Origin of the sequence: Mycobacterium sp. shizuoka-1, assembly GCF_002723835.1 — a bacterium.
In the GTDB taxonomy this organism is placed as follows: domain Bacteria; phylum Actinomycetota; class Actinomycetes; order Mycobacteriales; family Mycobacteriaceae; genus Mycobacterium.
The window spans coordinates 1-5425 of sequence record NZ_BEWG01000052.1 but is presented as its reverse complement, the minus strand read 5'-3'; the positions used below and the strand labels follow the sequence as shown (position 1 = coordinate 5425).

Below are 5425 nucleotides of genomic sequence, written 5' to 3'. Positions count from 1 at the left end.
CGGGGCGGTGGCGGCCGAGCTGCGCCGGCTCGGTGTCGGGCGCGGTGACTGCGTGGCTGGCTATCTGCCCGACGTGGCCGACGCGATCGTCGCGTTCCTGGCGACGGCGGCGATCGGGGCGTTGTGGTCGGCATGCGGTCAGGACTACGCACCGCAGGGAGCCGCCTCGCGGCTGGCCCAATTGCAGCCCAAGGTGTTGTTCAGCGCCGAGGGCTACCGACTGAACGGGCGCTGGTACGACAAGCGCGCCGACACCCGGGAGCTGGTGGACCTGCTCCCCGGCGAGCCCCAGGTGCTGCTGGTGGACGGGGACCGTTACCGAAAACTCGTCGCCGAACCCGTCGCTGCAGAGGTCGCCGCCGTCGACTTCGATCACCCGCTGTGGGTGCTGTTCAGCTCCGGCACCACCGGTAAGCCCAAGGGCATCGTGCACGGCCACGGTGGGGTCATCCTGGAACACCTGAAAGCGGCTGCGCTGCATGGGGATCTGGGTCCCGACGACGTCTTCTTCTGGCATACCGCGCTGAGCTGGATGATGTGGAACTTCCGGATCGCGGGGCTGCTGTGCGGCGCCACGGTGGTCTGCTACAGCGGCCACCCGCTGTACCCCGACGCCGACCGGCTGTGGCAGCTGCTCGACGACGAGAAGGTGACGTACTTCGGCACCAGCCCCGGGCACCTGCTGGCGTCGCGCAAGGCCGGGCTGCATCCGGGGGCCGGCCACGACTTGCATCGGCTGCACACGATCGGCAGCACCGGGTCCCCGCTGCCCGCCGATTTGTTCACCTGGGTGCGCGAGGAAGTCGGCGAGCAGGTCGCCGTTTCCTCGATCAGCGGCGGCACCGATGTGGTGACCGCATTCGCCGGCGGTACCGCGGGCGAGCCGGTGGTGCCCGGTGAGCTCACCACCCGCTACCTGGGCGTGGCACTCTACAGCTGGTCGCCGCGACGCGAACCGCTCGTCGGCGAGGTGGGCGAGATGGTGATCACCACACCGATGCCGTCGATGCCGGTCGGATTCTGGGACGACGCGGACGGATCCCGTTATCGCGCCGCCTATTTCGACCACCACTGGGCGGACGGCCCGGCACCGGGCGTGTGGCGGCACGGTGACTGGGTGACGGTCACCGACCGTGGCTCGTTGGTCATCCACGGCCGCAGCGACGCCACCCTCAACCGGCACGGCATCCGGATGGGCTCGGCTGACATCTACGAGGTCGTCGAGGCGATCGATGCCGTCACCGAGGGATTCGTCCTCGGCATCGACGGCCCCGACGGCGCCTATTGGATGCCGCTGTTCGTCACGCTGGCAGCGGGACACGATCTCGACGACGACCTGATCAACACCATCCGGTCGGCGATTCGCACCAAGCTGTCGCCACGACATGTGCCCGACGACATCATCGCCGCACCGGGGATACCGCACACCCGCACCGGCAAGAAACTCGAGGTGCCGGTGACCGCGATCATGGCCGGACATTCCGACGTGTCGCTGGACCCGCGTTCGATAGACAACCCGGATCTCATCGACTGGTACCGCGAACAAGGCGCCCGGCACAGCTGGGCCGGCTGAACCTCAGAAGCCCGAGAGGATCACCGCATTGGTGTTGGCGGCAGCCTGCCGCAGCGCGCGGGCGGAACGGTAGGCGTCCGAGTCGTACCAGGCCTGGGCGGCTTCGACCGAGTCGAACTCCAGAACAACGGTCTGGTGACCGTGCCAATTGCCTTCGAGCACATGCGGTGTGGTGTCGACGGCAAGGACCTTCACTCCGCCCATCGCCGCACCCGCGGCGCGGCCGTAGGCCTTCATCCCGTCCGGGTCGGTGATCTCTTCGGTCAGGACGACGTATCCCTTGGGCATTGCGTTCCTCTCGTGCGAGAATCTCATTCTCGAATCTCGAGTTACAGGTTTCCACGCCACCCGGGTGAATGCAATGACCGGTGTTCGACGTGGTGACCTCCGACGCCAACGAGGTCGGCGCGGCGCTGTCACCCGATGGGCTCGGGCACCGCAACGGAGCCGAGAGCTACCGAGAGTATCTGGACGCCAAGTCAATCGGGGTGCGTCCGTCGGTCTATCCGGCCAGACACCCGGCCTGGTACAGCGCGCCAGGAATCTGGGCGTCGGCCGGAGCGGGCGTGGTGGTCGGATTCGTTCCGCACACCTCGGGCTTCTTGCGCGCCACCCATTGCTGACCCTGCTGCTGGAAGACGAAGCTGGTCGGCGCACCCATGCCGGGGTTGGCCTTGTCGGCCAGCAGACCGCTCGTGACCGCCCAGCCGTCGGCGCAATCCACGCTGTCGACGGTGTAGACGTTGTCCTTGCCCAGTTCGGCGGCGGCAGCTGCGGCCGCGTCGGCGAACGCGGCCGGCACGCACCCATCTGCGGCGGCCGTCGACGAGGTGGCCGAACTCGTCACAGCACTGGCGGTGGTCGCACTGGGCGACGAGTCGGAGTCAGACGACGAGCATCCCGACAGCATCGCGGCCGCAAGAATCACGGCGGCGACAGTCACCCTGGTGGCGGTGTCGTTCATGTAGGCGCTTCTCCTTGTCTGCCTCAAGCCGGTCCGATCCATCAGCAGCTAACCCTGTACTCATGCCGCGCCGCGCGCAGACCCAGCCGCGCCACCCGTTCTCGCCACCCGTTCACTGTCAGTGCACGTCAGACAGTGTGCTGCTGTCGGTACCCCGCAATCGTCGTCTACATTCGACAACGACGGCTCTGGAGGCGCACATGATCAAGCTCGAACTGCCCTACGTCACCGTGATGGTCGACGACCGGTTCCGCAACCGACTGGCCCGCGCCGGCGAGCGCCTGCGCATCGCGCTGACCGCGTACCTGCGCAACGCCGCCGACGACGTCGACGGCCTGGGCCGCAAGGCCACCGCGGCCTGTCAGACCGCCGCCGTGCGCGTCGACACCGCGATGGCCGCGGCCAACGGCCGCATCGCCCCGGAACCCGAGATCCGGACACCGCACCTCAAGGTCGTCTGAGGTGCCACCACCGGCTGTGTTCATCACCGGTGCCGCGGCGGGCATCGGCCGGGCAACGGCCCTGACGTTCGCCCGGCACGGCTACCGTGTCGGTGCCTACGATGTCGACCTGGCCGGGCTGGCCACCCTGAGCGACGAGATCACCGCGCTCGGCGCTGACGTCGCGACCGGCCCCCTGGACGTCACCGACCCCGCGGAGTGGTCCGCACGTCTTTCCGAATTCACTGCTCCGACAGGGAAACTCGACATTTTGGTGAACAACGCCGGAGTGCTGACCGCCGGACCGTTCCAGGACGTGCCACTGACGACGCATCGGGCGATGATCGACATCAATTTCTCCGGTGCGCTGGCCGGCTTGCACGCCGCGTTTCCCTATCTTCGAGACACCGCACACGCCCAGGTGGTCAACATGTGTTCGGCGTCGGCGCTCTACGGCCAACCCGAGCTCGCCACCTACTCGGCCACCAAGTTCGCGCTGCGCGCGCTGACCGAGGCGCTCGAACTGGAGTGGCGCCGCTACGACATCAGGGTGCTGGCGATGTGGCCGCTGTTCGTCAAGACCGCCATGACCGACGGCGTCGAGACGGGCAGCACCAAGTCGCTGGGCGTCAATCTGGGCCCCGATGACGTGGCCGCCGCCGTCTATGCGGCCACCCATCGCCGCCGTGGCCTACCGACCCGGGTGCACTTCCCGGTCGGCCGTCAAACCAGCGTGCTGGCCACGCTGTCGCAGGTGTCGCCCAACTGGTTGCAGCGACTTCTCACGAAGACTCTGACACGCAGTTGATCACCCGATCGACGTGTACGGCTTCCTCGGTGGCTGCTGGTTCTGCCGAAAGGATTGGCAGAGGCCAAGATTGCTCGCCACGCACGGGACCCCGTTGATCGTGGGGGCGCTGCCCTGCAGATAACACTGCCCGGTGTACTGATTGGTGACGTGTCCGGGCGGGCACCCCTGGGCCTTGACGTCCGGGGTGGCCGCCGGCGCCGTGGCCAACGCCCCGGCAGCCAGCACCGCGCAACCCAGGACGTGCGCCAGATACCTCGTCATCGCCAGCCCGCCTCGCCTTTCTGCAGCAAGACTACGCGTGTGAAGGATTGCCACGAGGCGTGATTAGTATCGTCGGTATGCCGGAGCCGACCGCAGAGGCGAAAGACCCGTCACCCGAGTCGTCGTCGGCGTCCCGCCGTCGCAGCCAGCCCCGTACGCCAGCTGGCTGGATCGCACCGACAGCGCTGCTGCTCTCCCTGGTCGCCCTGGCCGGCGCCGGCTGGGCCGTGCTACGGCCCACCCCGCAGGCTTCCGCGCCCGCCACCACGACGCACAGCGGCGATCCCAAGGCCACCGCGTGTGACGCCTACCGGACCGTCAGCTCCGCGGTGTCGCTGCAGACCCACGCCGACGCCGGGACCGAGGTCCAGGGCGTCGCTGCGAACGCGCGACTGGCGATGTCCGGGGGCGCCACCTACCTGTTGGCCCACCTGAACCCCGGGACGCCGACCGACCTGGCCGACGCGATTCGCTCGTTTGCGACCGGACTGCAAGATATTTCGATGAACGCGTTAGCCGGGGTCGCCAACTCCGACCCGACCCAGGCCGAGCGCCTGCGCACCGCGGAGGCGGCCAACACCCGCATCGCCGAGCTCTGCAAATAGCCACTACGGCGGGTTTTGCAGCTCGAGTTCAACTGGCGTTAGCGCGAAGTTCGATAGTGCGCCAAGTGGGGTCCAGTCCCGAGTAAGCGGCGTCTCTTTGGATTCCCATGGCAGTGAACCACTCGGCGCATTTGCCGGTTGATCTTCTTCTCCGAAGGGAATTCCGAACTTGTCCAAGCACCGCAAGAAATCGCCCCGTGTGGTGACCCCAGCCTTCATCACCACGGGCGTCGCCGGCGCGGCGATGGTGGGCGCGGGTGTTCTGTTCGCCACCATCGATGCGCCCCTGGCCGCGGCTTCGCCGGATTATCAGCTCACGTCGAACGACGCCGACCTGCTGCTGTTTCCGAGCGGGACGGTCGGCGACCACAAGACCACCAGCCTCAAGACCGCCACCGGCGCCGCCTCGGCGAACGCGGCCGGCGACTTCGTCTCGACGTTCATCGGTAACGGCACCGCCGAGCATCCCAACGGCGGGCTGCTGATCGGCAATGGTTACAGCTACAGCGCAGCGGACGCCCAGTGCGCCAGCGCCGCCTGCAACGGCGGCAAGGGCGGCCTGCTGATGGGCAACGGCGGCAACGGCTACAACGGCGGCAACGGCGGCAGCGCCGGGCTGTACGGCAACGGCGGCAACGGCGGCGACGCCCTGAGCACCGACATCAACGGTGGAAAGGGCGGCAACGGCGGCAACGGCGGCGTGCTCGCCGGCAGCTCGTCGAGCGGCGCGCTGTTCGGCGGCGGCGGCGGCAACGGCGGCAAGGGCATCGC

Annotated in this window: 8 protein-coding genes and 1 pseudogene; 6 read left to right on the top strand and 3 right to left on the bottom strand. The window is 68.1% G+C overall.

All coding sequences use genetic code 11. The annotated features are described in order from the left end of the window. The first annotated feature begins 7 nt into the window (after positions 1 to 7). On the top strand, positions 8 to 1573 hold the full coding sequence (locus MSZK_RS15915; protein ID WP_371411344.1) for an acetoacetate--CoA ligase: 1566 nt from the start codon (positions 8 to 10) through the stop codon (positions 1571 to 1573). A 3-nt stretch (positions 1574 to 1576) separates the two neighbouring features. Here the strand turns inward: MSZK_RS15915 and MSZK_RS15910 are convergent, their stop codons facing one another. Further along, entirely contained in the window at positions 1577 to 1861 is a 285-nt protein-coding gene (locus tag MSZK_RS15910) for a DUF1330 domain-containing protein (protein ID WP_099249401.1), read from the bottom strand. Between the two features lie 214 nt (positions 1862 to 2075). Next, positions 2076 to 2375 carry a hypothetical protein gene (locus MSZK_RS33040; RefSeq protein WP_099249399.1) on the bottom strand — a complete coding sequence of 100 codons (300 nt, stop codon included), beginning with the start codon at positions 2373 to 2375 and terminating at the stop codon, positions 2076 to 2078. Positions 2376 to 2403: 28 nt separating this feature from the next. On the opposite strand from MSZK_RS33040, the gene MSZK_RS33035 reads away from it, so the two are divergent. The 3 genes from MSZK_RS33035 to MSZK_RS15895 all read left to right on the top strand — a co-directional run bounded on the left by MSZK_RS33035 (position 2404) and on the right by MSZK_RS15895 (position 3785). Then, on the top strand, positions 2404 to 2541 hold the full coding sequence (locus MSZK_RS33035; protein WP_233211343.1) for a hypothetical protein: 138 nt from the start codon (positions 2404 to 2406) through the stop codon (positions 2539 to 2541). Between the two features lie 196 nt (positions 2542 to 2737). Continuing rightward, entirely contained in the window at positions 2738 to 2998 is a 261-nt protein-coding gene (locus MSZK_RS15900) for a hypothetical protein (RefSeq protein WP_099249397.1), read from the top strand. Position 2999: 1 nt separating this feature from the next. Then, positions 3000 to 3785: an SDR family oxidoreductase gene (locus MSZK_RS15895; RefSeq protein ID WP_199203360.1), complete on the top strand. Its 786-nt coding sequence runs from the start codon at positions 3000 to 3002 to the stop codon at positions 3783 to 3785. Here MSZK_RS15895 and MSZK_RS15890 read toward each other — a convergent pair whose 3' ends face one another. Next, positions 3786 to 4049 (bottom strand): hypothetical protein, encoded by a 264-nt coding sequence (locus MSZK_RS15890; protein ID WP_099249393.1) that lies wholly within the window; start codon positions 4047 to 4049, stop codon positions 3786 to 3788. A gap of 77 nt (positions 4050 to 4126) precedes the next feature. Between MSZK_RS15890 and MSZK_RS15885 the strand changes: the two genes are divergently transcribed. Continuing rightward, complete coding sequence (locus MSZK_RS15885) at positions 4127 to 4654, top strand: hypothetical protein (RefSeq protein WP_233211342.1); 528 nt, start codon at positions 4127 to 4129, stop codon at positions 4652 to 4654. Between the two features lie 202 nt (positions 4655 to 4856). Further along, positions 4857 to 5425 (top strand): annotated as a pseudogene (locus tag MSZK_RS15880) (hypothetical protein); the annotation flags it as partial.